Source organism: Pseudoalteromonas sp. A601 (genome assembly GCF_002165575.1).
Classification (GTDB): Bacteria; Pseudomonadota; Gammaproteobacteria; order Enterobacterales; family Alteromonadaceae; genus Pseudoalteromonas.
Map to the genome: position 1 here is coordinate 52,561 of NZ_MXQF01000012.1, position 24,628 is coordinate 77,188.

Genomic DNA, 24,628 nt, shown 5'->3' on the forward strand with positions numbered 1-24,628 from the left:
AACCGCTCAATTTAGAGCGGTTTTTTTATAGGTGAAAATAATTAACTTTTAGCCAGTATTTTCTTCTTAATACGGCGTTGCACACGTTTAACTCTGCCTGTTTTAGCTTGTTTATTAAAGCTTTGAATTGGCATTGAACATGGGTATTCCTGTGGTAAAAATGGCTTAGTAAATTTAGCATCTTTATCCGCCGGTAAGCTGATAGTCTGCTCGTGTTCACGTAAAGCTTTTAGAGTATCATCTTCAATAGCTTCACTAGGGCAGATAAAAATTCCCATGCGGCGTAGTTTTACGCCTAAACCAATGCTACTAGAATAGCGTACGATAGGTGCCGCGAGTATTAAACCAATTAGTATTGGCGATAGCCACCAGAAAAAAGTAGGTGTGTAGTAATAAGCAATACTACCCCATGCAATAGCAACTAAGGTGGCGAATAACGTATAACTAATGGCTTCTTTCCAAGGAACCATACGGCCAGATCGTGGTTGCGCATCCCAAGATACTTTCTTACCCAGAAAAACACAGATCACAAAGTAACTATGAAATACCATCATTAAAGGCGCAACGATGATCGCGAACACAGTTTCGATCAGCGAGCCTAATATTAGTTTTATAGAACCACCAAACTCTTTATTGCGATGGATTAACGTGACGACTAATCCCATTAACTTTGGTAGTAGTAATAATACAATGGTGATAAACAATAATGAATCTATCAACTCTGTTTTAGCTATTTGCCAGGTCGGAAACAATTGATATGGCTGATTAAAGTAAACATTACTATTAACTGCACGGGTTACAGCATCAATGGTGCTGAGTGCTAGCATAGATAACCAAATTAATGATGAAATATAAGCCGTTGCACCGAGTAAAAAGTGCAGTTTATTCAACAACTTAATACCTGATGAAGGAAGCAGGCCTAAATGTTGAATATTACCTTGCACCCAGCGTCTATCGCGAATCGCATAATCTAAAATATTACTTGGCACTTCTTCATAGCTGCCCTGAACATCACTTAATAAAATGACATCCCAACCAGCACGGTTCAACAGTGATGCTTCAACAAAATCGTGACTAAGAATTTCACCACCGAAAGGGGCTTTTCCTTCAAGAACAGGTAAGCCACAGCAGTTAATAAACGCATCAACTCGAATGATTGCATTGTGGCCCCAGTAGTTGGCTTGATTTGTTTGCCAAAATGCTGAGCCTGTCGCAAGCATTGGGCTATATAAAACTGACGCAAACTGTAAAAAGCGACCGAAGAATGTTTCCTGCCTAACGGGGATCGGAATAGTCTGGATCAACCCTGAATTTGGGTTGTTGATCATGCTTGTCGTCAGTTCTAACATACATTGACCTGTCATGATGCTGTCGGCATCAAGCACAATCATATGCTCATACTGGCTACCCCAGCGCTCACAAAAATCGGCAAGATTACCGACTTTACGGTGTTTGTTATCAGTGCGGTTACGATAAAATAGTTGCTTAGCCGTATCACCTAAGCGAGCGGTTAAGTCGTGCCATGCTTTTAATTCGTTGCGAGCAATTTCTTTATTTTGAGTGTCACTTAACAGGTAAAAGTCAAAGTGTTCAAATTGACCCGTTTTTAAAAGCGAGCGTAAGCTCACTTCAAAACCGGCAATAACACGTTCAGTGTCTTCATTATAAATAGGCATGACCACCGCTGTTTTGGTTTTACTTATCGCGTCGGTATCTATTTGTATTGGCTTTTGACGTTTTAGTGTTAAAGGATCAATTCTGAAAAGCTGTAAAATAAAGCCCATACAACCACTGCAGAATGCGGTAACAATCCAAGCGAAGGTAATCGAAAATAAGCCAAGTAATGCATACTCAAGTGGGGTCATGCCGTTTGAATTTAAAATATCAAACATGATCCACATACCGTATGCAGATATAAACAGCGATAAAAAGCTAAATAATGCTATTCGTGTTTTTTTCAATGGCATTGCAGCACTGGCTGCTCTTGCCTTATTGGATGTCATTTGGATACCAGACATAGCTCCATACCTCGCTAATTTCTTTGTCGCGTAGTTTTAATGATAAGCGCATGTCAACTGGCTTATCTCCTTCTGGCGCGATTTTAAAAGCAACACGCCATCCTTGATTATTGGGTAATTGTTGAACCGTCTTATCGCTGACGGTACCGCTAGATAGTTCTAAGTTAGCCTGTAAGATTAGATCAGCTGATAACTGATTAATATTTTCGCCTGTGAAATCAACGGTAAATTGCCTATGGCTTTTAGGTGGAGGGTTTTGCTCGCCAGGTAACGCAGCACTGCCAATGCGAGTTCGTAATACGCTGGCTTTGCTCTGCTCTGCGACAGTAGAGTTAAAGGTTTCAAGTGAGTAATTAAAACTCATTGACTCACCCGCTTTAAGCGGTTTTTCTGGCACCCAATAACTAACAATATTATCGTTAGTTTCAGTATCAGTTGGAATTTCAACTAATTCAACGTGCCCTTTACCCCAATCTCCGATCGGTTTTACCCAAAAACTTGGACGTGCATGATAATGTGCTTCTGTGTCTAGATAGTTGTTAAACTCGCGGTCTCTTTGAGCTAAGCCAAATCCTTTAGGGTTGGTATAGCTGAACGCAGTAACACTGAGCTGTTGAGGATTATTAAGTGCGCGCCAGACCCATTGGTTGTCAGTTGATTGAATTAACAAACCATCTGAGTCATGAACCTCAGGGCGGTAATCATCAAAAAATTTAGTGCTGTTTTCACCGTGATAAAACATGCTTGTTAGGGGCGCTATTCCTAGTTTTTTAATGTCTTTGCGCGCAAAGATTTTCATTTGGGTATTAATTTCAGTTTGAGTTGATGGGCTGATCTCAAAGCGATAAGCACCCGCCACAGAAGGACTGTCTAGTAACGCGTAAATTACAATATTAGTATCTTCAGCTTTTGGCTTTACTAACCAAAACTCTTTAAAAACAGGAAATTCTTCACCAGAACTAAGCGCTGTATCAATGGCTAAGCCACGTGCCGAAATACCATAAACTTGGTCAGGACCCACTAAGCGAAAATAAGACGCGCCCTGAAATACTGCAACTTCATCTTTATATTGTGTGTTATTTAAAGGAAAGTGAACACGAAAACCTGCATGACCAAGTTGAGTATTACCTAGTGCGGCTGTAATTTCTTGCTCTAGAGGTGCAGCTGTGGCGTCATAACGGTAGAAATCAGTTTTAAATGGCACGCTTTTTACATGAGCATCACTATTAACCGTATTAATAGTCACGGGGTTTTTATATAAAAAACCTGGGTGGAACAGTTGTACCTCGTATAAGCACTCATCTTTCCAAATTGCTTGCTCTTGACGAAAACGAATAGCGCGGTAATCTTGGTAGTTGATGCTTTGCAGGGCTTCTATGGCTATGTCTTGCGGTGGAATATACTCATTAGCGGCAAGTTGCTTTGCCCGCGCAGAAATTACATCAAATAGTTTTTCAGACGACACTGTAAATAGTGTCGGTTGAGTATCGCTTTGTATCTCAGTAACATCAGTTTGTTTTTTTTCTGTCTTTAGATCTGCTACTTGTTTAGTTGCTACATCCGCTGCCACTTCAGGCTCTGTTGATTCTTGTGCAGCAATAACGTTGCATGCACATACACTAAGTAATATGCCTACCAAGGTCTTTCTATTCATAGGTAAATGTAAAGCGCGCTGCGTTAGCGTTTTCATTAGGTATTTCCTTTAGCCATTAACTAAATCAGTAGTGCAAAAAACAAACCTGAATTAAAACCTTTTAATTCAATAGGTTTGATAATTGCATAATTTAAAAAGTGTATTTTATGTACAGAAGTGGGAAGAAATTACATCAGATACTATGATGTTTACTTACTGTCATAGGCTAATATTACTAAAGTGAACCTTGCGCTAATATGAATAATGGTTAATTTATGGCATTAAAAGGGTGGATTATAGAGTTGATAATGAGCTTACGGTGTCTACTACCAGTAAGCTCAATGGAGGTATTACTTTACTGCGCCTAGGGCTTCAGCATTCGCTTTACATTGGTTATACGTTTCGATGCATTTAGTGCTGCATACTTTATGAACCATGCCTTCGCCAGTACTTTGCTGTTCACAGTTGGCTTCACATTGATAGTTTTGCTGAGCACATTGCTGCATCTCTGGGTTTTCAATATGATTTTGACAGCCTGATAACACGCTAAAAATGACAGCTGCACTTGCTAACTTAAATAATAAATTCATACTTGTTCCTGACTATTGTTATTAATATCAACTTGTAAATTATCGATTAGCCTTACTTCGCCTAAAAATACGGCAGCTAAAATCACTAGTTTGTCATCATCAAGTGTAGCGTTTTTTAGGGTGTCTCGCTGAGCTATTTCAAAATAGTCTGGTTTTAATCCTGCTGTAGTAAGCGATTCTTTCGCTTTCTGACAAATAGCGCTAAAATCACGTTGACCAGCTAATAGTTGCTCAGCGCAATTATTCAACGTTTTAAACAGTGTTGTGGCTGTATTTTTTTGTGATTCAGATAAGTAACCATTGCGTGAGCTCATTGCAAGGCCTGACACTTCGCGGGTGGTGGGGACGCCAATAACTTCAACAGGAATTGATAGGTCACGTACCATAGTTTTTATTACTTGCAGTTGTTGGAAGTCTTTTTCGCCAAAGCAAGCAAAGTCAGGCTGTACTAAATTAAATAATTTAGTCACCACAGTTGCCACACCTTTGAAGTGACCAGGTCGTGAGCCACCGCAATACCCCATTGAGATATCGGGTACATCAACAAAACTTTGTGCACCTAACCCGTTAGGGTAGATGGCACTAACGCTCGGTGTAAAGACAATATCAGTACCTAGCTCGGCTAAGCCTTGTTTATCTGCATTGAGCGTACGTGGGTAATTATCTAAATCTTCGTTAACTCCAAACTGCATCGGATTAACAAAAATACTAACAACCACTTTATCAGCCATGGTCTTTGCTTTTTCAACTAATGAAAAATGACCTTGGTGTAAATTGCCCATTGTTGGTACTAGGGCAATACTTAACCCTGCTTGTCGCCATGCTTTAATTTGGCTGCGTAATGACTTGATCTCAGTAATTGACTGCATTAGTTAAACTCATGCTCGCTGCTTGGAAAGACGCCGCTTTTAACATCTGCGCAGTATTTTTTAACGGCATCAGGCATGTTACCTGTTTCAAGTAAAAAGTTTTTCGAAAATTTAGGAATATAGCCTGCTGAAATACCTACCAAATCATGCATAACTAAAATTTGACCGTCGGTTTGATTACCAGCACCGATACCGATAGTTGGAATATCTACAGCATCGGTTATACGCTTTGCAAGTGCTGAGGGGATACATTCGAGCACTATTAATTGTGCGCCTGCTTTAGCGAGTGCTTGGGCATCACTTATCATTTTTTGTGCTTGTTCGTCACCACGACCTTGAATTTTAAAACCACCAAATACATGAACTGACTGAGGTGTTAAACCTAAGTGACCGCATACAGGAATGCCCTGTTGAGTCAAAGCTTTGATAGAGTCATGAAGCCATTCACCGCCTTCAAGCTTAACCATGTTTGCCCCTGCACGCATCAATTGTGCGGCATTTTGACAGCTTTGTTCTGGGTTTGAGTAGGTCATAAATGGCATGTCAGCAATAACAAATAAGTCGCGACTACCAGCACGTACACTGCGGGTATGGTAGGCAATATCTTGATTGGTCACAGCTAAAGTGTCATCGCCACCTTGTAGCACCATTCCAAGTGAATCTCCGACCAAAATAACGTCTACACCGTTATCATAAAATAGCTTGGCAAAGCTGGCGTCATAAGCCGTTAAAGCGGTTATTTTTTGTTGTTCTGCTTTCATTTTAATGAGAGTAGAAACTGTTATTTTAGACATAATATCCTCGTAGGCAACGCCCTGAAATTAGTTACAGAGGTAATTGTTGTAGTTCGTTTAATGCTAAGGTCGCGGTCATTGTGTTTAATTTTATACCGGATGGCAATAAAAGGTTTGGTGCAATTTCAAGTAAGGGGTACACCACAAACTCGCGTTCGGTTAAACCGTAATGAGGGACCGTCAAACGCTCAGTATTTATTATTTGTTTGCCAAATAATAAAATATCAATATCGAGTGTACGTGGCCCCCAACGCTCTTTTTTGCGAACACGACCATGTTCAAGCTCTATTTTTTGCGTTAAATCGAGTAGCTGCTCTGGGCTTAGCGCTGTTTTTATGGCAGCCACAGCATTGACATAATCTGGCTGGTCTTGCGGCCCCATTGGCTTACTTGCGTAATGGCGGGATACCGTAATAAACTCACTGCGGGGCAGTCCTCGTAAGGCAACTACCGCATTTTTAAGCTGTTCTCGTGGGGCATTCAAATTTGCCCCTAGACCAAGATAGACGATTTCCATTTATTTACTCAGCCGTCGGCTTTGGGCTTCGGCGGCGGGTACGTCTGCGGCCTTTAGGCGCCCCTTGACTACCTAGTGATTTGACCATGTCTTTTTGACCATTGATGTCTTTACTCAAATATGCAGTCCACCAGCTTGCCAATTCTTGATGTTCTTGTTCACCTGCTTGCACACGTAATAATAAGAAATCATAAGCTGCTTTAAAGCGAGGCTGTTGCGTTAATCTATAAGCACGTTGACCTGCACGTTTGTCTAAGCGTTGCTGAATATGCCAAATATCACGAGCGCCTAAGGTAAAACGCTTTGGCACGGCAATATGTTGTGCATTTTCGCTGAGGACTTTATTCATTGCTTGTACGTATGCATCATATTCAGATAGTTGTTCACTCAGTTGTAACTGCTTAGCAATTTTTAATAGTGGGAACCAAAGCAACGCCGCAAAAATAAACGCTGGTGTGACTTTTTTATCAGCATTAATACGCTCGTCTGTATTACGAAACATTTGCTGGATAAGTGAAAACTCTAAACCATCTGGATTTTTATCTAAAATACTATCCAGCGCAGGGAACAGCGACTTAAACAGGCTATAACGTCGCAGCATAAGGAAATTTTCTTCTGCTTTACCGTTTAAAAATAATTTTAGTGTTTCTTCAAATAAACGCGCCGGCGGAATGTTATCTAACAAGCTTGCCAGTTCTGTTATTGGCTTCTCTGTTGCTGGCGCAATAGTCATATCTAATTTAGTGGCAAAGCGAACGGCACGTAACATGCGAACCGGATCTTCTCTGTAACGTGTTTTTGGATCACCAATCAGTTCTATTTGTCTGGCATTGATTGCGGCTATACCATTGGCAAAATCATGAATAGAGAAATCATTAATTGAGTAATACAGCGCGTTTATTGTAAAGTCACGGCGCTCGGCATCTTCTTCAATACTGCCAAAGACGTTATCTCGCAATAATTGGCCTTGCTCGCTTGATTGGCTAATTTGGTTTTTGTCTTCAGCGGCTTCATGATGGCCACGCATTGTGGCTACTTCAATGATTTCACGGCCAAAAACAATGTGCGCTAAACGAAAGCGGCGGCCAATTAAACGGCAGTTACGAAACAGCTTCTTTACTTGTTCTGGTGTGGCATTGGTTACAACATCAAAATCTTTTGGTTGCTGGCCTAACAAAATATCACGAATACAACCACCGACAAGGTAAGCATCAAAGCCCCCGTCTTTTAGGCGATATAATACCTTGATTGCATTTGGGCTAAATTGTTTACGAGAAATACCATGCTCATTACGTCCTATCACCAAAGGCTGTGTCGAGTCTTGCTGCTGGTTTGTCTGCGCGCCATTTGGGCCTATAATTTGCCGACAAAATTGAAAAAGCTTGGAAATAATAATCTGTCTCCTACAGAATTTGGTTGATTGATAGCGCATAGCTATCAAAAATCTAACCAAGTATAGCTGTATTTTGTTATTAACTGCACGAGGAATGTGCATACTTGGCGATAAACGTATTGCGTTTAAGGTTTGCTAAGGTTGGGTATAATATACCAGTGCAGCTTAAAAATTAAGTTGAAGACTTTAAAATAAACGCTATTTAGCGAATTTTTACTTAATTATGTGAGTAAAATGCGTCGCTTGGTTATCTGCTGACTGAGAAATTTGAATTTGTGCTACTTTTGGCACCGCAGATAACTTATAGCGATTTACGGCCCAGTCCATCATTTGCTCAATACTCAATGTTAAAACTTCTTGCTCTGGTGCTAAACCCAAAAACTCAAAAGCACTAAAAAGAGCAGGTTTTGGCTGCTGCTTAGAAATAGCCGGAGCATAATTTTGCTTAGATAATTTAAAACCTGGTTTGGCAACAGCTAAAGGGAGGTGGGCGTAATTCGGTATATTGGCATCGAGTTGTTTAAATAAACTGAGTTGTCTGGCTGTGGGCACTAATAAATCAGCTCCGCGTACGATATTAGTAATGCCCTGTTTGATATCGTCAGCTACTACAACCAGCTGATAAGCAAATAAACCATCACTGCGTTTGATTATATAATCTTCATGGGCGAGGGCTGGATCAACGGCAACATCGCCTTGGATGAGATCGTGATAATGTGTTGTCGCATGTTGCTGGATTAAGCGCAGGGCGCCGCTTGCGTTATCTAAAGCACGACGCTTGCAGTGGCCTTGGTATATACCACCCAGTGCTTTGATCTGTTTGCGTGAGCAGTTACAGGCATAAACAAGTTGCTGGGTTTGGAGTTGGTGTAGATAGTGGTGGTAAAGCTCATGGCGCTTAGTTTGATAAACAACTTGCTCGTCCCAGTACAAGCCATAGGCTTCCAATGTTTTGAGAATATCGTCAGCAGCACCTTTTACAACGCGGGTTGTATCTATATCTTCGATACGTACTAACCAGCTGCCTTGATTGTTTTTTGCATCAAGGTAACTACCCACAGCCGCTACCAATGAACCAAAATGAAGAGGCCCAGAAGGAGACGGCGCAAAGCGACCGCGATAGTTGCGCACTGGCGCAGTAACGGCTGTGGTAATAGACATGGTTTAACTAAAAGTTATTAACCGCGTCCAGATTGTTTTTCTTTGATCTCAGCTAGCGTTTTGCAGTCTACGCATAAATCAGCAGTAGGACGTGCTTCTAAACGGCGGATACCAATTTCAATTCCACATGATTCACAAAACCCAAAATCGTCTTCTTTGATAAGGATAATTGTTTTTTCAATTTTTTTGATCAGTTTACGCTCGCGGTCACGGGTTCTAAGTTCTAAAGAGAACTCTTCTTCTTGTGCAGCACGGTCAACTGGATCTGGAAAGTTAGCAGCTTCATCTTGCATGTGTGATTTAGTGCGGTCTACTTCGTTACGTAAATCATTGCGCCATGCTTCCAAAATAGTTTTAAAATGAGCACGTTGTGCTTCATTCATATACTCTTCGCCCGGTTTTTCCTGATACGGTTCTAATCCGGCCTGAGCCAATAACCCTAATTTTTTTTGGTCTGGCATAACTTTCTCCTAAATCCTTAATATAATGCCCAGCTTTAGCCGGCGGCTATAAATAACAGAATCCTATGGCCTAGGCAAATTTATTTTTAATTAATTAGCTGTGGTTAAATTATTTTTACTGCTTTAAAAGGTATCAGGCGGTAATTATGATTGCTTTTTAAGCACAGTGTGATTTTTTAACTGGCCTAGTTATATGGGCAAAAATATTTTTTACAACTTAATTTTTTATTTGTATTAATTTGATTGGTGGAATGGACGTTTCATTGATTAAGAAATAAAAATTACTTTTTCGTCCAAAGTTATTTCTTTGGCCGAAATTTTTGCTTTGTAAGCCAACACTTCAACGCCCTTCGCAATCGCTTCTGTTAATAACTGGGCGTATTTTTCATCGATATGTTTTGCTGCACTCACTTGGGTTATGCCCTCATGTAATACGGCAAATAGCAATACAGCACGATGGCCCTGCTCAACCATTTCAATTAATTCGCGAATATGTTTTTGCCCACGAAGGGTTTGTGCATCAGGAAAATATCCCTGTCCAGTTGTTGGCGAATCTTGACTTAATAAGGTGACGGATTTTACTTCCACGTAGCAATTAGGGCAGCTGGTATCGCTGAGTAAAAAGTCAATTCGGCTATTTTCTTGGCCATATTTCACTTCACTTTGTAATTGCTGATAACCACTAAGCTCACTAATAATATTCGTTTGAATAGCTTCTTCGACCACTTTGTTTGCCATTGCAGTATTAACACATATGAGGTGTTGAAACTGATTTTGCGTCAGCTCTAAAGAATGCGGATATTTACGCTTTGTATTATCGCTGGTTGAGTAAAATGCGTTGAACTGAGGCTCGGCGCAACCTGTCATTTTACCCGTGTTAGCGCAATGCGCAGTAAATTCAGTACCATCCACTAAGCGTAAGTCGGCTAAAAATCGTTTGTAGCGCTTAATTAATATGGCTTGTTGTAATGGCTTAGCAAATTTCATTATTTAGTCTCAATAAGTTGGGAAGTTGTGCCAGCTATAGTAGACTCAGTGCCACTAATTAGCGCAAAGAGTATTCTAACATGTCTGAAAAATTTGTTGTTCAATTAAGCGAACAAGCGGCTGCATCTCATTGGGGCGAAAATGCCACACTTTCATTTAATGAGCACGGTGCTACAGTCCACCTAGCCGAGCAAGAGACCTTAAAAAACGTGCAAAAAGCGGCGCGTACCATTGCCAATCAAGGTGTTAAAAATGTGGTTTTAGCTGGCGACTGCTGGTGTACTGAAACACAATGGGCATTTTATCAAGGCTTTGTTTCTCCTAAAACGTTAGCTGGCGTTGAGTTTGCAGAAAATGCAAAAACAGACAGCCAAGAGCTAAACTCATTATTACGTGCTGCCACTTGGGCGCGTGAAATGATCAACGGCACAGCGGATGATATTTTCCCAGAAAGCCTTGCAGGTAAAGCGGCTGAATTTATTCAATCACTTGCGCCAGAGCATGTCAGCTACCAAATTATTAAAGGCGATGCATTACTTGAGCAGCAATGGATTGGTATCCATGCTGTTGGCCGTGGAAGTGATCGCCCACCAGTATTATTAGCATTAGATTACAACCCTACTGGGGATGATAATGCACCAGTAGATGCGGCTTTAGTTGGTAAAGGTATCACGTTTGACTCAGGTGGTTACTCAATTAAGTCAAGTGAAGGCATGTTGGGTATGAAATGCGATATGGGTGGTGCAGCGACTGTTACAGCTGGTTTAGCTTTAGCAATTAGCCGCGGTATCAACAAACGTATCAAGCTATTTTTATGTTGTGCGGAGAACATGATTTCGGGCCATGCATACAAACTAGGTGACATACTTACTTATAAAAATGGCACAACGGTTGAGATTGTAAATACCGATGCAGAAGGACGTTTAGTACTTGCCGATGGTCTTATGGCTGCAGGCGAAACAGGTGCACCGCTTATCATCAATGCCGCAACTCTAACTGGCGCAGCATTGGTTGCAGTTGGTCAAGAGTACAATGCCTTATTTGGTCTTGATAAAGAATTTGTGCGTGAAGTTGAAGGCTTTGCAGAGCAAGAAATGGAAGCCGGCTGGCCATTACCACTTGAAAAGTGGCACCAACAAAATTGTCCATCGCCTTATGCTGATACTGCAAATAGCCGTGCGCAAAAAGGTGGCGGTTACGGTGGCGCATCAAATGCTGCGGGTTTCTTATCACGCTTTGTACCAAACGATGGTAAAGGCTGGGTGCATATTGATTTAGCTGCTGCGTTTAATATGGGTAGCACAGGCCAATGGGCTGCTGGCGCAACAACTGTTGGTATGCGCACCGTTGCACGTACTTTGCTTGAAAAAGCGTAAAGTAAGCTAGTTTATAGAGTACTTTATTGATCAGGCTTTATGTTGTTTATTAAATAAATTCAATATTCTAAGTTTGATTCAATAGTAAAAAGGCCGCAAATGCGGCCTTTTTAGGTTTTAAAGTAAACGATTCTTTAAACTGATTTACTTGCTACCCATTGATCAACAAAGCTTTCAAGTACGTTAAGTGGCACAGCGCCATTTTTTAGTACTACGTCGTGGAATTGGCGAATATCAAACTTATCACCAAGTTTAACTTTTGCCGCTTCTCGTAGTTCTAAAATCTTTAACATACCCACTTTGTAAGCCGTTGCTTGTGAAGGCATTACAACGTGGCGTTCAACCATTTTAACGCCGTCAGACGTCGCGTTTGGTGTATTATTAACGTAGTAATCAATACCTTGTTGGCGAGTCCATTTCATTTCGTGGATACCTGTATCTACTACTAAGCGACATGCACGCCATAGCTCCATTGATAAGCGACCAAAGTCAGAGTAAGGGTCTTCATAAAGGCCCATTTCTTTTGGTAGTAATTCAGAGTATAAACCCCAGCCTTCGATGTAGGCTGTGTAGCCACCGAATTTACGGAATTTAGGCACACCCTCAAGCTCTTGCGAAATCGCAATTTGCATATGGTGACCCGGAATACCTTCATGATAAGCTAATGCTTCCATTTGGTACGTTGGCATTGCTTCCATGTCGTAAAGGTTGGCATAATAAATACCAGGGCGTGAGCCATCTGGCGCAGGTTGTTGGTAAAATGCTTTACCAGCGGCTTTCTCACGGAAGGCTTCAACAGCTTTCACTTTTAGATCTGCCTTTGGCTTAACAATGAATAGCTCATCTAAGCGAGACTTCATGTTATCAATAAGGCCTGTGGCTTCATCAAGGTAGCGTTGCTTACCTTGTGCTGTATTTGGGTAATAAAACTGTTTGTCAGTTTTCATAAACTGCATGAAGGCTTTTAAGTCGCCCTCAAAGCCAACTTTATTTTTGATTTCACGCATTTCATCATGAATGCGTGATACTTCAGCTAAACCTATGGTGTGAATTTCTTTTGCCGTTAGGTCTGTGGTTGTAGTACGGGCTAACGCATTGTTATAAAAAGCTTCGCCATCAGGAAATTTCCATGCACCGTCACGATCATCTGCGCGTTTTTCAAGCTGAGCAAGGTAATTGATTAGCTTAGAGTAAGATGGTTTTACAGCGGCTTTGAGTGCTTTTTCAGCATCACTGATCAAAGCGTCTTTATCGGCTTGATCTATTTCTAATGCTGTTACTTTACGTTTGAAATCAGCGAGTAATGTTGAATCTTCACCTTTTTCAAATGGCGCACCAATAATGATGTTTTGGCTAGAGTCAATGACGTGAGGGAATACGAACTTAGGCGCAATAATGCCTTTATCTGCACGTGTTTCTAGATCTTTGATAAGTTGGTCGATGACTGTAGTTACACCATTAAGACGCGAGATATATGCTTTAGCATCTGCAACATCAGCAATTTGGTGTTGGTTAATTAAAAATGCAGGGATCATTGAATGAACACCAAACATTTGGTTTACAGGGTAGTTATGGTAACGCCATTTAAAGTCTGCAATCGTGTTTTCAAGATCTTGCTTTTTAAGGTCGTAACTTACTTTGGTACTTTCATCAAGTAAGTCACGGTTAATTGCATTGAGTGCTACTAGGTCGTCTTTAGTTTGCTGTAAGTCTTCAAGAGCGCGCTCTTCGCTGCCATCATCCCACTTATCGTAATCTTTTTTGATACCCATATAAGTTTGGTAAACCGGGCTGCTCATCACATCACGGTTAAAGGTATCTTCAAAAAAAGCATTGGCTTTGTCGATTTCACTCTGTACAGGTTGTGCTTGTACGCTTGGAGTAGTTTGTTGCTCAGGCGTTTGCTGGCAGCCACCTAGCAGTGCAATACTCACTGCGGCAGCGATAAAGGTAAGTTTACGCATGTTTTCCCTTTTGTTGTTAGAAACCAATAAAGGTTATAAATTAATTATTATTAGTGAGTAGTCACAAGAAATTACTTATAACTATACAAATAATTCTAGCAGGTCATTCAAAAAACGATGACCTTTTTGGCTTACTTGCCAATGGCTATCCCTATCAATTAGTAAGCCTGTATTTATCGCTTTATTCAAGGCTTCAGATTGGCTCTGCAGCGATAAATTTGTAAGTGCAGGTAAATCACTTTTTGGGCAAGCTTCAAATAGACGAAAACGATTCATATAAAACTCAAATGGTAAATCGTCTTGCTCTACAGGCCATTGCTTAAATAAATACGGTTTAGCCAAATCCATATACCCGCGAGGATGCTTTACTTTTTCGGTGCGAGTAATTACTCCTGTTTTTGCATCAGTGACCTTACCATGCGCCCCACAACCAATGCCTAAATAGTCGCCAAACCGCCAATAATTCAAGTTATGTTGACATTGAAAGCCCGGCTTTGCATAACCTGAAATTTCATATTGCTGGTAACCTGCTTGAGCGAGCAATGCCTGACCTTGCTCTTGAATATCCCACAAAGTGTCGTCGGGTGGCAGTGTTGGGGGCTTTGAGGCAAATTTAGTATTGGCTTCAATGGTGAGTTGATACCAAGATATATGAGGCGGGTTTAACGCAATGACTTTTTTTAAGTCACTGAGGGCATCCTCAACAGATTGCCCGGGCAACCCATGCATTAAATCGAGATTAAAGCTGTTTAAACCGGCTTCGTGAGCTTGCTCTGCTGCATAAGTGGCTTCATCAGAGCCATGAATACGGCCTAGAGCTTTTAGCTTATCATTTTGCATGCTTTGCACGCCAATTGATATTCGATTAATACCCGCGGCGACATATTCTTTAAAGCGCCCAGTTTCTACCGTACCAGGGTTAGCTTCTAACGTGATTTCACAGTTATCAGATAAGCCAATGAGAGAATCAACGGCGTTTAAAAGACGGACATAGGCGTCACCAGTTAATAAACTTGGGGTGCCACCACCAATAAAGATCGAATGAATTTTTCGTCCTTGTACAAGGTGTAAATCAGCTTTTAAATCATCAATTAAATGTTGAACGTATTCTTTTTCAGGAATATCGCCTTTTTGCCCATGACTATTAAAGTCACAATAAGGGCATTTTTGCACGCACCAAGGTACGTGTACATATAAACTTAAAGGGGGTAATTTCACAGGCCGCCTTTAAGCTTAAGCTCTGCTAATAAGGCTTTTAATGCTTGGCCTCGATGGCTAATGGCATTTTTTTGCTCTTTACTAAGCAGGGCACTGGTGCAATTAAGTTCTGGTACATAAAATATAGGGTCATAACCAAAGCCACCTTGGCCGTCTTGGCTTTGGGTAATTTTCCCTTCCCAACTGGCACTACAAATTAGTGGGGTAGGGTCATTGGCGTGGCGCATTAGTACCAATACACACCAAAAGCGAGCACTGCGAGTTGGGTTATCGCCTAGTTCAATTAATAGCTTATCTATGTTGTCTTGATCGCTTGCATCAGCGCCTGCATAGCGAGCCGAATAAACTCCTGGTGCGCCATTGAGGCCATCGACCTCTAAGCCTGAGTCATCCGCAATGGCAGGGTGCCCTGTTATTTTTGCTGCATGTCGAGCTTTAATAATTGCATTTTCTACGAACGTAGTGCCTGTCTCTGGTACTTCTGGGACGTTAAAATTGCTTTGTGGTAACACTTCTATTTCAAGGGAGCTTAGCATCTTTGCTAATTCAGTTACCTTTCCTTGGTTACCCGTGGCTAAAACTAAGGTTTTTTTCATGATTTAATCTACGTAAAATTTTTGTTGGAACTGCAATTTTTGAAATTGATTGTTTTGTTTAATTTCGATATCAAATCGTAAAATTTCCTCGTTGGTAAATTTTACTTGAGCAAGGTAGTAAATAGAATCGCCTTCAATCACTTCTTTAAATTCTAAAGCTTGTTTATTGCCTAATAAGTTTTTTGCAGTTCCTGTAAGTGATGCTGTTTGCGCTGTATTATCGGCATCGTTTTTTAAAATCGAAATATTAACAATGCCTTTATAGTTACTGCGCTCAAGGCCATAGGCTTGTGCAATCTTGGGCTGAACAAACGTTGATGGAAAGGCAATATAGTGAACTTGCCACGGGCCAAGCTCTTTATACTGCGCACCTTGCATTTGCTCACTGTGGGCACTAAAGGTAATTCCTGCTAATGCGAAAAATAAGATACTTGCTAGTTTTTTCATAAAAGACTCATAATAAAAGAGGCCTATTTAGGCCTCTGAGAAAGGGAGTGTTTAGCCGATTAAATCCATAAACAGGATTTGTGCAAATTGCAGTGCGATAATCAATACTAAAATTGATAAATCAAAGCCACCTAAAGGCGGTAAAACCTTGCGGATGGGCTTAAGCATAGGCTCTGTCAGCTGGTGGAATACAGCTTCAATGGGGTTGTAACCTTGGCTTACCCAACTTAATAAAGCGCGGATGATAAGTACCCAAAACAATAAATTTAAGCCCTCTTTTATCACTGTAATAAAGGCAGAAACAAACACGGTTTGCGCAGACCAACCACCATAAAACATAAGCATCAAGGTCGAGATTTTTGCAATTGCAACAATGAATGCCAATAACAGAGAGGCGAGGTCAAGCCCACCAAAACCGGGAATAATTTTACGTAGTGGGTTTACAGCAAATGAAGTTGCTTTAACCACAAACTGGCTCAATGGATTGTAAAAGTCAGCTTTGGCTGCTTGCAGCCAAAAGCGTAGTAAAACCACCATTAAAAATAGATCAAATACAATCCCGACTAAAAATTGCATGGCATTCATAATTTACCTCGAAAAATAAGCATATCAGCTTAGTTAAAGTTCTTGTTCCATTTGCTCGGCACGGGCAATACACGCATCCATTGCATCAGCAACAGTAGCTGTTAAGCCTTGTGCTTTTAAATGTTCGACTGCAGCATGCGTTGTTCCACCTTTAGATGTTACATTGGCACGTAATTGAGAAATACTAATGTCAGGCTGTGATAGTGCCATCTCTGCAGCACCTAATGCGGTTTGCTGTACTAAGCGACGAGCATCTTCATCATTAAAGCCCAGTGCTTTGGCTTTCTCTTCGATGGCTTCCATAAATAAGAAGAAATAAGCAGGTGATGAACCTGTAACAGCAATCACGTCATTGATTTGAGACTCTTGCTCAACCCATACTGCAATACCGGTTGATTCAAATACTTGTTGTACAAAGACGTGTTCATCAGCGGTCTCACCGTCGCCAAAGAGACCCGATACACCACGACCAAGCAACGATGGGGTGTTCGGCATACAACGGACCATTTTTACGTTTTGCCCTAACATCTCACGAAGGCGTTTAACGGTCAGGCCTGCAGCCACAGAAATAAAGAGTTTATCACTAAAATCGATGCCTGAATCTTGGAATGATTGGCATAAATCACCCATCATTTGCGGTTTAACGGATAACACAATCACATCGGCATCACGCAGTGCTGCGTTATTATCTGAGGTGGTATTCACCCCGAAGTCCGCTGCTACCTTAGTAAGTTTTTCTTGATTGCGGTTAGTGGCAATAATATTTGATGCCTTAAACCCATTTTTTACCATGCCACCAATAATGGCGTAGCTCATGTTACCTGTGCCTATGAATGCAATTGTTTTATCTGACATATCTTAGTTATCACCTTAGCTTCGTTGGCCAAAAATATCCGTGCCGATGCGTACCATGGTGGAGCCTGCAGCAATGGCTGCTTCTACATCACCACTCATCCCCATCGACAGGGTGTCTATTTGAGGATATTGGGACTTAAGTCTATCAAAGCAAGCACGTAATTGCTCAAAATATTGCATTTGTTGCTGCGTATTGTCGGTTTTTGCTGGGATAGTCATCAGCCCACGTAAGATCAGGTTAGGACAATCATCGACAAATTGCGCCAGTGCAGGGAGTGCATCCGGGTGGCAGCCTGACTTAGCTTCTTCTAGGCTGATATTAACTTGAATCAACACATTAAGCGGGTCTTTATTACTTGGACGCTGATTATTTAAGCGCTTGGCTATTTTTTCACGATCGATACTTTGCACCCAGTCAAAGTGACTTGCCACTAAAGCGGTTTTGTTTGATTGAATTGGGCCAATAAAATGCCAAACAATATCGCTATAATCTGCAAGTTGGGTTACTTTATCTACAGCTTCTTGAACGTAGGACTCACCAAATTCTCGGTGGCCTTGTTGATAAGCCGCTAAAATAAAGTCAGCAGGTTTTGTTTTAGAGACTGCAAGTAAGCAAATATCTTGCTCTTTGCGGTTATTTTTTTTTGCCGCTAATGCAATTCTAGCGTAGGCGGATTTAAGTCGTTCTGCTATTGTAACCATATAATTATCAGTTAGTTGTGGAGTCATAAATGGATATTACCGAATTATTAGCCTTTAGTGTGCAGCATAAAGCATCCGATTTACACTTATCATCAGGGGTTGCTCCGATGATCCGAGTTGATGGCGATGTGCGTCGAATTAATATTCCAGCTCTGGAAGACAAAGATGTAAACAGCTTAGTCTACGATATTATGAACGATAATCAACGTAAGGACTACGAGCAAAACCTAGAAGTGGATTTTTCCTTTGAAGTGCCAAATCTTGCTCGTTTTCGTGTGAATGCATTTAATTCTAACCGTGGACCCGCTGCGGTATTTCGTACTATCCCAAGTGAAGTGCTTACACTGGATGATTTAGGCGCACCTGATATTTTCAAAACGATTTCTGATAATCCTCGGGGCTTAGTGTTAGTGACTGGGCCGACAGGCTCGGGTAAATCAACAACTTTGGCGGCGATGGTCGATTATATTAACCAAAATAAACATCACCATATTTTAACCATCGAAGATCCTATCGAATTTGTTCATGACAATAAACTGTCACTCATTAACCAGCGTGAAGTTCATCGCGATACCCACAGTTTCTCCAATGCATTACGTAGTGCATTACGCGAAGACCCCGATGTTATTTTGGTCGGTGAGCTTCGTGATTTGGAAACCATTCGTCTTGCTATGACGGCGGCTGAAACAGGGCACTTAGTTTTTGGTACACTGCACACCACCTCGGCACCTAAAACCATTGACCGTATTATTGATGTGTTCCCAGGTGAAGAAAAAGACATGGTACGTTCAATGCTCTCTGAATCACTGCGTGCGGTTATTTCGCAAACATTGTTGAAAAAAGTTGGCGGTGGGCGAGTTGCAGCCCACGAAATTATGATTGGCGTCCCTGCTATTCGTAACTTAATTCGTGAAGATAAAATTGCGCAAATGTATTCATCTATTCAAACGGGTTCGTCTCATGGCATGCAAACGATGGATCAATGTTTGATTAATTTAGTGAATCACGGTGTGGTTTCTAACGCAGAAGCACGCGCTAAAGCGCAAGATAAAACTAATTTTGGCGGCTAGACCGAAGGATAAGAAATATAATGACTCATTCTCTTAACTATTTTTTACAACTGATGATAAACAAGCAAGCTTCTGATTTGTTTGTTTCGAGTCAGCTACCGGTCAGCGCTAAAATTAATGGCGAATTGATTGCATTGGGAGACGATAAAATTTCGGATGAGGAATCCTTAGCGTTAGTTGAATCGGCAATGAGTGAAAAGCAAAAAGCCGAATTTCATAACTCTAAAGAGTGTAATTTTGCCATTGCTACTGATGAGGGGCGCTTTAGGGTTTCTGCGTTTTGGCAGCGCGACTGTGCTGGAATGGTCATTCGTCGCATTGTGACTACAATACCTGATGTGAATGAATTAGGCCTACCTTCAACTCTGACCGATGTCATAATGGCTAAACGTGGTTTAGTGTTGTTTGTAGGTGGTACTGGTACGGGTAAATCAACTTCATTAGCAGCACTGTTGGGCTACCGTAACCGTAACCAGCGAGGCCATATATTAACCATTGAAGATCCGATCGAATTTGTACATGAACACCGCAAGAGTATTATTACTCAGCGTGAAGTAGGACTTGATACAGAGAGCTTTGAATCAGCTCTTAAAAGTTCCTTACGCCAAGCGCCAGATGTTATATTGATTGGTGAAATTCGCTCGCAAGAAACAATGGAGTATGCACTAAGCTTTGCCGAAACAGGGCATTTGTGTGTTGCTACTTTGCACGCGAACAACGCCAACCAAGCAATCGACCGAATTATGCACCTTGTGCCAAAAGAAAAGCACGATAAGCTAAAGTATGATTTATCCTTAAATTTACGGGCAATCATAGCTCAACAATTAGTGCCTACTGCTGATGGAAATAGTCGTGTTGCTGCAATTGAGATTTTACTTAATACACCAATCATCGGCGAACTAATTAAAAAAGGTGATATTGGCGGTATTAAAGAAGCGATGGCTAAGTCAAAAGATATGGGGATGCAAACCTTTGATCAAGCTTTATTTGAGCTATACAAGCAACAACGTATAAGCTATGCAGATGCATTGCACCATGCTGATTCACCAAATGATTTACGTTTGATGATTAAATTAAGAGATAACGAACAGCAGGGAGCTGGCTTTTTACAAGGTGTAACCATAGATGGTTTAGACCAAAAGGGTTCGTAATATGCAAAGTAGTCCTAAATGGTGTTTTTTGGCGTTGCTGTTTATCAGTTTAAGCACACCGTTTTTTGCTATTTCTCAACAAGATGTCATCCCTATTTATTTACGGGATGACGTTTACCATGATTACGTCCGTTTTTTAGACGGTGAAACCCCCGATAAAATTAACGATTTTAGCGGTAAATTCATTCGCCGTGATGTGGTCGATATGATCATTGCCCAGAAGGCATTACATTTGGGTGGGTTTAAAAAACGCTTTGATTACCAAGTTGGTAAGGTCAATTTTAGAAACACTAGGCTGCTTGAGCAAGGTGAGTTACTTATTAGCTTTGATACTTATTGGTATCAAGATGCCAAGCTGCTGGAAGAAAAAGTGCTAATTAGTGAACCAGTGATCCGTAAAGGAGAGTACTACGCTGGCATTTTTACTGCCCCTGATAATCAAGCAGTTTTCAAAATCCAGCATTTATCAGATTTTAATCAACTAACCAGTGTATCCACTCCACGCTGGCGAACAGATTGGCGCACGCTTGCACAACTACCGTTAAAAAACCTTATTCGTGAAGATGAGTGGTTAAGCCAAGTTCGAATGGTTTCCATGCAGTGGGTTGATTTTATGCTGATGCCCTTAATGCCTGCGATTAATAATCATTATGAGCTTGAAAATATCACCTTAAAAGCAATTCCTAAGGTTTTAATATTATTAGATGATAGTCGCCACTTTGTGGTATCAAAACTTCACCCAGAAGGCTACAGAGCGTTTGCTGCGTTACAAAAAGGCTTGCAAATAATGCGCGACCAAGGTGCAATTGAAAGAGCATATCGACAAGCTGGGTTTATTCCTGAGCTGACCGATCAAGTGATTATTAACCTACCACTTACCCGTAAGCTTGTTCAAAATAGCTCTCTAAAATAATCACTGCAGACATGTTATCCACGTTGCCTTTGCCTAAGCTCTTGTAACCACCTTGTTCAAATAACCGAGCCTTGGCGTCAGCTGTAGTTAAACGCTCGTCTTGGGTCTCTACGGGTAGGCCAAAATTATTATGTAAGCGGTTGGCAAACTTCTTAGCTTTGAATGTGACTTCTTGATTTGTTCCATCCATGTTCAGTGGTAAGCCAACTACTAATAGATCTGGCTGCCATTCATCAACGTGTTTTTTAATAAAATCCCAGTTTGGTATGCCATCTTTGGCTTTTACAGCGCTGAGACTTGAGGCTGATCCAGTCAGTTCTTGGCCAATGGCAATACCAATACTGGTCGTGCCAAAATCAAAGCCCATCACAGTACGTTCACCTTTGGGCTTAAGTTGTTTTTTGCTCATTGTTTCTTCTATTTAAAGTGCGTTGCGTTTAGGCATGACCTGCTTCAGCGCTTAATTGGCTAATATCAAAACCTAACGTTTCAACGGCCTTTTCCCAGCGTTGCTCCACTGGAGTGTTAAATATAATGTCAGGGTCCGCTTTGATGATAAGCCACGAATTTTCAAGTAGCTCTTGTTCCAGTTGACCTTGCTCCCACCCAGCATAGCCTAAAGTTATAATAAATTGCTCCGGTGCTTGCGTGGTCGTTAGGCTTGCTAATACATCTTTTGAAGTCGTAATCATTATTTCACTACTAAGCTCTTGGCTTGCTGCATAGCCCGGCTTTGGTGAGTGCAACACAAAACCACGATCGGTTTTTACAGGCCCGCCAGCAAACACGGCGACTTGTGATGCTTGATTTGATTTATCGTTATCGATTTCAATTTTATCAAGTAAATCACCTACAGTGATATTAATAGGCTGGTTAATAACCAGCCCCATAGCCCCATCTTCATTGTGCTCACAGATATACGTTACTGCACGTTTAAACAAAGGGTCTTGCATTGAAGGCATTGCGATTAAAAAGTGATTTTCTAATGATTGCATAACGTTACCCCTTTATTATATTGAAAATTAAGTATGGCTTAGTTTTCTCTCTATCGCATCAAATAAGATGCCGGTAATTGAAATATCATAAGCAGCCTCAATCTCTTTGACGCAAGTAGGGGCTGTTACGTTTATCTCGGTTAGCTTATCGCCAATAATATCAAGCCCAACAAAAACCAAGCCCTTTGCTTTTAATGTTGGTGCCACTGCTTGGGCTATTTTAAGGTCTGACTCACTAATAGGACGAGCTTCACCACGACCGCCAGCAGCTAGATTGCCACGGGTTTCACCATTTTGTGGAATACGCGCTAAACAATAGGGGATCACCTCACCATCAACAACCAGTACGCGCTTGTCGCCTTGTTTGATTTCAGGGATGTAATTTTGCGCCATCGCAAAGCGGCTACCATGCTCCGTCAAAGTTTCGCAAATGACGCCTATATTGGCATCATTTTCTGTCACTCTAAAAATAGATGCGCCACCCATACCATCTAAAGGCTTGAGGATAATATCTTTATGCTCAGCTAAAAATGCTCTAATTTGATGCTTATCTCTAGTTACTAAGGTATCTGGAGTATGTTCACTGAACCATGCGGTAAAGAGCTTTTCGTTAGCATCACGTAAGCTTTGTGGTTTATTGACGATTAATGTCCCTTCAAGTTCAGCACGTTCCAGAATATAGGTTGCATAAATATATTCAGTATCAAACGGCGGATCTTTACGCATTAAAATAACGTCTAAATCAGCAAGGGCAATGGTGGCTTTTTTTTCAAGTTCATACCAGTGGCTTTCATTATCAAATACTTGTGCTTTAGCTGCTGTTGCAAAAGCTTTACCTTTGCGTAGAGATAAATCATCCATTTCCATGTAATAAATTTCATAGCCACGACTTTGAGCTTGCATCATCATTGCAAAGCCTGTGTCTTTTTTAATGTTAAACCCGCTGATTGGATCTGAAATTATACCTAATTTAATTGCCATGTCGTTGCCTTACTAAATATGTTGCAATAGATATGAGGGTGCTTTTAGTAATTTCAATTAGCTAAATCACCAAACTGTAGTTGTAATGCACTTAAGACCGTTAAAGCGGCGGTTTCAGTTCGTAAAACCCGTGGGCCAATGCGAATATCTGTAAAACCTTGCTGTTTGGTTTGTGCTATTTCTTCATCAGTAAAGCCACCTTCAGGGCCAACTAAAAAGCGAACACCACTTTTGGGTACTGTGATTGTCTTAATCGAATGTTCGGCACGTGGGTGCAGAGTCAGCTTTATTTCATCACTGCTTTGTTTTAGCCACTCATTTATATCAATAGGGGGGTGGATGGTGGTAATACGATTACGACCTGATTGCTCTGCTGCAGAAATAGCTATTTTTTGCCATTGTTGGTGTTTCTTTGCTAAACGCTCAGCACTGAGTTTCACACCACAACGTTTACTAAAAATAGGGGTGATCTCTGTAATACCTAATTCAACAGACTTTTGAATGGTAAAGTCCATTTTATCGCCGCGAGATATACCTTGACCTAAATGAATACTCAATGGTGATTCAACGTCTATGTCGTTAAATTCAAGTGGCATAGCAACGACAGACTTTTTGCCAACTTCGATGAGTTCACACAAGTATTCACCGCCTTGGCCGTTAAATAATGATATTTGTTCACCCACCTTCATACGTAACACTCGACCAATATGACCTGCTGCATCATCGTTTAAATGAACGGGGGTTGAAAGTGCGATTTCGCTTGCTTGATATATATGAGGAACGCGCATGATGACCTTAAGATAAATAGCTAATGTAGCTTATGGTATGTAACGCTGCTCTTTGGTGCAAATATTATTAGCAGAACTAAACTTTAACTGTTTATTTTTTCATTTAAGGCGTCTAAATCTAGAGGTGTTTCTGCAATATCATCTTGACAGGATAAGTGGTTACTGTGTGCTTGTTCGGTGACCGGTTCAAAATGATAGCCGTGTTCAACCTCACTCACTAAAAATCGTACATTGTGCAGTGAGTTGAAGATAAAACGTTGATTGTCATCTGCAAGTAAATAATCGGTTTGATTAAATAAAACGCCTACAATATCGTGATGTTCGTGTAAGTAGCTTGCCAGCTCTGACACGCTAATTTCATTATTAAAATCACAGTAACAATAATCTTTGATAAGCTCATCAAACATCAATTTTACGAGCTGGCGGGTATTTATACCAGCAACTACTAAAGTGCTAGGGGTGCTGGTGCTAGCTTGACCAAAATAGTGTTCAGTGAATTGTCGGCTAAATTCACTGTCATTATCGATCAACAAGTAATTATCTACTTTAAACGGCATGGGGCCC

At 41.0% G+C, this 24,628-nt stretch carries 26 protein-coding genes; 4 read left to right on the plus strand and 22 right to left on the minus strand.

Annotated elements, in window-relative coordinates:
- Positions 1-41 precede the first annotated feature (41 nt).
- From mdoH to sfsA, 10 genes are all read right to left on the minus strand, one after another.
- Complete coding sequence (mdoH, locus tag B5G52_RS11750; RefSeq protein WP_087532842.1) at positions 42-2,018, minus strand: glucans biosynthesis glucosyltransferase MdoH; 1,977 nt, start codon at positions 2,016-2,018, stop codon at positions 42-44.
- The gene (locus B5G52_RS11755; protein ID WP_087532843.1) at positions 1,990-3,708 is read right to left on the minus strand and encodes a glucan biosynthesis protein; all 1,719 of its coding nucleotides are present in this window, start codon (positions 3,706-3,708) and stop codon (positions 1,990-1,992) included. The genes mdoH and B5G52_RS11755 overlap by 29 nt, the downstream gene beginning before the upstream one ends.
- A gap of 293 nt (positions 3,709-4,001) precedes the next feature.
- Positions 4,002-4,241, minus strand: coding sequence for a hypothetical protein (locus B5G52_RS11760; RefSeq protein WP_087532844.1), 240 nt, complete (start codon positions 4,239-4,241; stop codon positions 4,002-4,004).
- On the minus strand, positions 4,238-5,110 hold the full coding sequence (gene panC / locus B5G52_RS11765; RefSeq protein ID WP_087532845.1) for a pantoate--beta-alanine ligase: 873 nt from the start codon (positions 5,108-5,110) through the stop codon (positions 4,238-4,240). The genes B5G52_RS11760 and panC overlap by 4 nt, the downstream gene beginning before the upstream one ends.
- Entirely contained in the window at positions 5,110-5,904 is a 795-nt protein-coding gene (panB, locus tag B5G52_RS11770) for a 3-methyl-2-oxobutanoate hydroxymethyltransferase (RefSeq protein WP_087532846.1), read from the minus strand. The genes panC and panB overlap by 1 nt, the downstream gene beginning before the upstream one ends.
- Before the next feature lie 31 nt (positions 5,905-5,935).
- Complete coding sequence (folK, locus tag B5G52_RS11775) at positions 5,936-6,421, minus strand: 2-amino-4-hydroxy-6-hydroxymethyldihydropteridine diphosphokinase (protein ID WP_087532847.1); 486 nt, start codon at positions 6,419-6,421, stop codon at positions 5,936-5,938.
- A gap of 4 nt (positions 6,422-6,425) precedes the next feature.
- Positions 6,426-7,853: a polynucleotide adenylyltransferase PcnB gene (gene pcnB / locus B5G52_RS11780; RefSeq protein ID WP_087532940.1), complete on the minus strand. Its 1,428-nt coding sequence runs from the start codon at positions 7,851-7,853 to the stop codon at positions 6,426-6,428.
- Positions 7,854-8,027: 174 nt separating this feature from the next.
- Positions 8,028-8,975: a tRNA glutamyl-Q(34) synthetase GluQRS gene (gene gluQRS / locus B5G52_RS11785; RefSeq protein ID WP_087532848.1), complete on the minus strand. Its 948-nt coding sequence runs from the start codon at positions 8,973-8,975 to the stop codon at positions 8,028-8,030.
- 17 nt (positions 8,976-8,992) lie between these two features.
- Positions 8,993-9,436, minus strand: coding sequence for an RNA polymerase-binding protein DksA (dksA, locus tag B5G52_RS11790; RefSeq protein WP_087532849.1), 444 nt, complete (start codon positions 9,434-9,436; stop codon positions 8,993-8,995).
- 267 nt (positions 9,437-9,703) lie between these two features.
- Entirely contained in the window at positions 9,704-10,423 is a 720-nt protein-coding gene (gene sfsA, locus B5G52_RS11795; protein WP_087532850.1) for a DNA/RNA nuclease SfsA, read from the minus strand.
- Between the two features lie 80 nt (positions 10,424-10,503).
- On the opposite strand from sfsA, the gene pepB reads away from it, so the two are divergent.
- Positions 10,504-11,799 (plus strand): aminopeptidase PepB, encoded by a 1,296-nt coding sequence (gene pepB, locus B5G52_RS11800; protein ID WP_087532851.1) that lies wholly within the window; start codon positions 10,504-10,506, stop codon positions 11,797-11,799.
- Between the two features lie 134 nt (positions 11,800-11,933).
- Here the strand turns inward: pepB and B5G52_RS11805 are convergent, their stop codons facing one another.
- The 7 genes from B5G52_RS11805 to B5G52_RS11835 form a co-directional block, all read right to left on the minus strand.
- Complete coding sequence (locus tag B5G52_RS11805) at positions 11,934-13,763, minus strand: DUF885 family protein (RefSeq protein WP_087532852.1); 1,830 nt, start codon at positions 13,761-13,763, stop codon at positions 11,934-11,936.
- 81 nt (positions 13,764-13,844) lie between these two features.
- Entirely contained in the window at positions 13,845-14,981 is a 1,137-nt protein-coding gene (gene hemW / locus B5G52_RS11810) for a radical SAM family heme chaperone HemW (protein ID WP_087532853.1), read from the minus strand.
- Positions 14,978-15,577: an XTP/dITP diphosphatase gene (locus B5G52_RS11815; protein WP_087532854.1), complete on the minus strand. Its 600-nt coding sequence runs from the start codon at positions 15,575-15,577 to the stop codon at positions 14,978-14,980. The genes hemW and B5G52_RS11815 overlap by 4 nt, the downstream gene beginning before the upstream one ends.
- A gap of 3 nt (positions 15,578-15,580) precedes the next feature.
- Positions 15,581-16,024 carry a DUF4426 domain-containing protein gene (locus B5G52_RS11820; RefSeq protein ID WP_087532855.1) on the minus strand — a complete coding sequence of 148 codons (444 nt, stop codon included), beginning with the start codon at positions 16,022-16,024 and terminating at the stop codon, positions 15,581-15,583.
- 51 nt (positions 16,025-16,075) lie between these two features.
- Positions 16,076-16,609 (minus strand): YggT family protein, encoded by a 534-nt coding sequence (locus B5G52_RS11825; protein ID WP_087532856.1) that lies wholly within the window; start codon positions 16,607-16,609, stop codon positions 16,076-16,078.
- A gap of 33 nt (positions 16,610-16,642) precedes the next feature.
- A complete protein-coding gene (gene proC, locus B5G52_RS11830) occupies positions 16,643-17,464 on the minus strand; it encodes a pyrroline-5-carboxylate reductase (RefSeq protein ID WP_087532857.1) in 822 nt (273 codons plus the stop codon).
- 15 nt (positions 17,465-17,479) lie between these two features.
- Positions 17,480-18,193 (minus strand): YggS family pyridoxal phosphate-dependent enzyme, encoded by a 714-nt coding sequence (locus B5G52_RS11835; RefSeq protein ID WP_087532858.1) that lies wholly within the window; start codon positions 18,191-18,193, stop codon positions 17,480-17,482.
- A 2-nt stretch (positions 18,194-18,195) separates the two neighbouring features.
- Between B5G52_RS11835 and B5G52_RS11840 the strand changes: the two genes are divergently transcribed.
- The 3 genes from B5G52_RS11840 to B5G52_RS11850 are packed head-to-tail and all read left to right on the plus strand — an operon-like array spanning position 18,196 to position 21,300.
- On the plus strand, positions 18,196-19,236 hold the full coding sequence (locus tag B5G52_RS11840) for a type IV pilus twitching motility protein PilT (RefSeq protein ID WP_087532859.1): 1,041 nt from the start codon (positions 18,196-18,198) through the stop codon (positions 19,234-19,236).
- A gap of 20 nt (positions 19,237-19,256) precedes the next feature.
- A complete protein-coding gene (locus tag B5G52_RS11845; RefSeq protein WP_087532860.1) occupies positions 19,257-20,387 on the plus strand; it encodes a PilT/PilU family type 4a pilus ATPase in 1,131 nt (376 codons plus the stop codon).
- A gap of 1 nt (position 20,388) precedes the next feature.
- Positions 20,389-21,300, plus strand: coding sequence for a hypothetical protein (locus B5G52_RS11850; protein ID WP_254911193.1), 912 nt, complete (start codon positions 20,389-20,391; stop codon positions 21,298-21,300).
- On the opposite strand, the gene ruvX is transcribed toward B5G52_RS11850, so the two are convergent.
- From ruvX to B5G52_RS11875, 5 genes are all read right to left on the minus strand, one after another.
- Positions 21,263-21,709, minus strand: a complete 447-nt coding sequence (ruvX, locus tag B5G52_RS11855; protein WP_087532861.1) for a Holliday junction resolvase RuvX — start codon at positions 21,707-21,709, stop codon at positions 21,263-21,265. The two genes, B5G52_RS11850 and ruvX, sit on opposite strands and share 38 nt — an antisense overlap.
- A 28-nt stretch (positions 21,710-21,737) precedes the next feature.
- Positions 21,738-22,295: a YqgE/AlgH family protein gene (locus B5G52_RS11860; protein WP_087532862.1), complete on the minus strand. Its 558-nt coding sequence runs from the start codon at positions 22,293-22,295 to the stop codon at positions 21,738-21,740.
- Positions 22,296-22,322: 27 nt separating this feature from the next.
- Positions 22,323-23,276, minus strand: coding sequence for a glutathione synthase (gene gshB, locus B5G52_RS11865; RefSeq protein ID WP_087532863.1), 954 nt, complete (start codon positions 23,274-23,276; stop codon positions 22,323-22,325).
- Positions 23,277-23,329: 53 nt separating this feature from the next.
- A complete protein-coding gene (gene rsmE / locus B5G52_RS11870) occupies positions 23,330-24,064 on the minus strand; it encodes a 16S rRNA (uracil(1498)-N(3))-methyltransferase (protein WP_087532864.1) in 735 nt (244 codons plus the stop codon).
- A gap of 83 nt (positions 24,065-24,147) precedes the next feature.
- Positions 24,148-24,621 carry a hypothetical protein gene (locus B5G52_RS11875; protein WP_087532865.1) on the minus strand — a complete coding sequence of 158 codons (474 nt, stop codon included), beginning with the start codon at positions 24,619-24,621 and terminating at the stop codon, positions 24,148-24,150.
- Positions 24,622-24,628: the final 7 nt, after the last annotated feature.

What these genes read in the sequence shown, in the direction of transcription:
- pepB (WP_087532851.1), top strand. Translation starts at nt 10,504, where the DNA reads ATGTCTGAAAAATTTGTTGTTCAATTAAGCGAACAAGCGGCTGCATCT.
- rsmE (WP_087532864.1), bottom strand. Translation starts at nt 24,064, where the DNA reads ATGCGCGTTCCTCATATATATCAAGCAAGCGAAATCGCACTTTCAACC.
- mdoH (WP_087532842.1), bottom strand. Translation starts at nt 2,018, where the DNA reads ATGTCTGGTATCCAAATGACATCCAATAAGGCAAGAGCAGCCAGTGCT.
- pcnB (WP_087532940.1), bottom strand. Translation starts at nt 7,853, where the DNA reads ATGCGCTATCAATCAACCAAATTCTGTAGGAGACAGATTATTATTTCC.
- panB (WP_087532846.1), bottom strand. Translation starts at nt 5,904, where the DNA reads ATGTCTAAAATAACAGTTTCTACTCTCATTAAAATGAAAGCAGAACAA.
- B5G52_RS11820 (WP_087532855.1), bottom strand. Translation starts at nt 16,024, where the DNA reads ATGAAAAAACTAGCAAGTATCTTATTTTTCGCATTAGCAGGAATTACC.
- B5G52_RS11815 (WP_087532854.1), bottom strand. Translation starts at nt 15,577, where the DNA reads ATGAAAAAAACCTTAGTTTTAGCCACGGGTAACCAAGGAAAGGTAACT.
- gshB (WP_087532863.1), bottom strand. Translation starts at nt 23,276, where the DNA reads ATGGCAATTAAATTAGGTATAATTTCAGATCCAATCAGCGGGTTTAAC.
- B5G52_RS11845 (WP_087532860.1), top strand. Translation starts at nt 19,257, where the DNA reads ATGACTCATTCTCTTAACTATTTTTTACAACTGATGATAAACAAGCAA.
- ruvX (WP_087532861.1), bottom strand. Translation starts at nt 21,709, where the DNA reads ATGAGCAAAAAACAACTTAAGCCCAAAGGTGAACGTACTGTGATGGGC.
- panC (WP_087532845.1), bottom strand. Translation starts at nt 5,110, where the DNA reads ATGCAGTCAATTACTGAGATCAAGTCATTACGCAGCCAAATTAAAGCA.
- sfsA (WP_087532850.1), bottom strand. Translation starts at nt 10,423, where the DNA reads ATGAAATTTGCTAAGCCATTACAACAAGCCATATTAATTAAGCGCTAC.
- B5G52_RS11840 (WP_087532859.1), top strand. Translation starts at nt 18,196, where the DNA reads ATGGATATTACCGAATTATTAGCCTTTAGTGTGCAGCATAAAGCATCC.
- gluQRS (WP_087532848.1), bottom strand. Translation starts at nt 8,975, where the DNA reads ATGTCTATTACCACAGCCGTTACTGCGCCAGTGCGCAACTATCGCGGT.
- B5G52_RS11825 (WP_087532856.1), bottom strand. Translation starts at nt 16,609, where the DNA reads ATGAATGCCATGCAATTTTTAGTCGGGATTGTATTTGATCTATTTTTA.
- B5G52_RS11860 (WP_087532862.1), bottom strand. Translation starts at nt 22,295, where the DNA reads ATGCAATCATTAGAAAATCACTTTTTAATCGCAATGCCTTCAATGCAA.
- dksA (WP_087532849.1), bottom strand. Translation starts at nt 9,436, where the DNA reads ATGCCAGACCAAAAAAAATTAGGGTTATTGGCTCAGGCCGGATTAGAA.
- B5G52_RS11850 (WP_254911193.1), top strand. Translation starts at nt 20,389, where the DNA reads ATGCAAAGTAGTCCTAAATGGTGTTTTTTGGCGTTGCTGTTTATCAGT.
- B5G52_RS11755 (WP_087532843.1), bottom strand. Translation starts at nt 3,708, where the DNA reads ATGAAAACGCTAACGCAGCGCGCTTTACATTTACCTATGAATAGAAAG.
- proC (WP_087532857.1), bottom strand. Translation starts at nt 17,464, where the DNA reads ATGTCAGATAAAACAATTGCATTCATAGGCACAGGTAACATGAGCTAC.
- B5G52_RS11875 (WP_087532865.1), bottom strand. Translation starts at nt 24,621, where the DNA reads ATGCCGTTTAAAGTAGATAATTACTTGTTGATCGATAATGACAGTGAA.
- B5G52_RS11835 (WP_087532858.1), bottom strand. Translation starts at nt 18,193, where the DNA reads ATGACTCCACAACTAACTGATAATTATATGGTTACAATAGCAGAACGA.
- B5G52_RS11760 (WP_087532844.1), bottom strand. Translation starts at nt 4,241, where the DNA reads ATGAATTTATTATTTAAGTTAGCAAGTGCAGCTGTCATTTTTAGCGTG.
- folK (WP_087532847.1), bottom strand. Translation starts at nt 6,421, where the DNA reads ATGGAAATCGTCTATCTTGGTCTAGGGGCAAATTTGAATGCCCCACGA.
- B5G52_RS11805 (WP_087532852.1), bottom strand. Translation starts at nt 13,763, where the DNA reads ATGCGTAAACTTACCTTTATCGCTGCCGCAGTGAGTATTGCACTGCTA.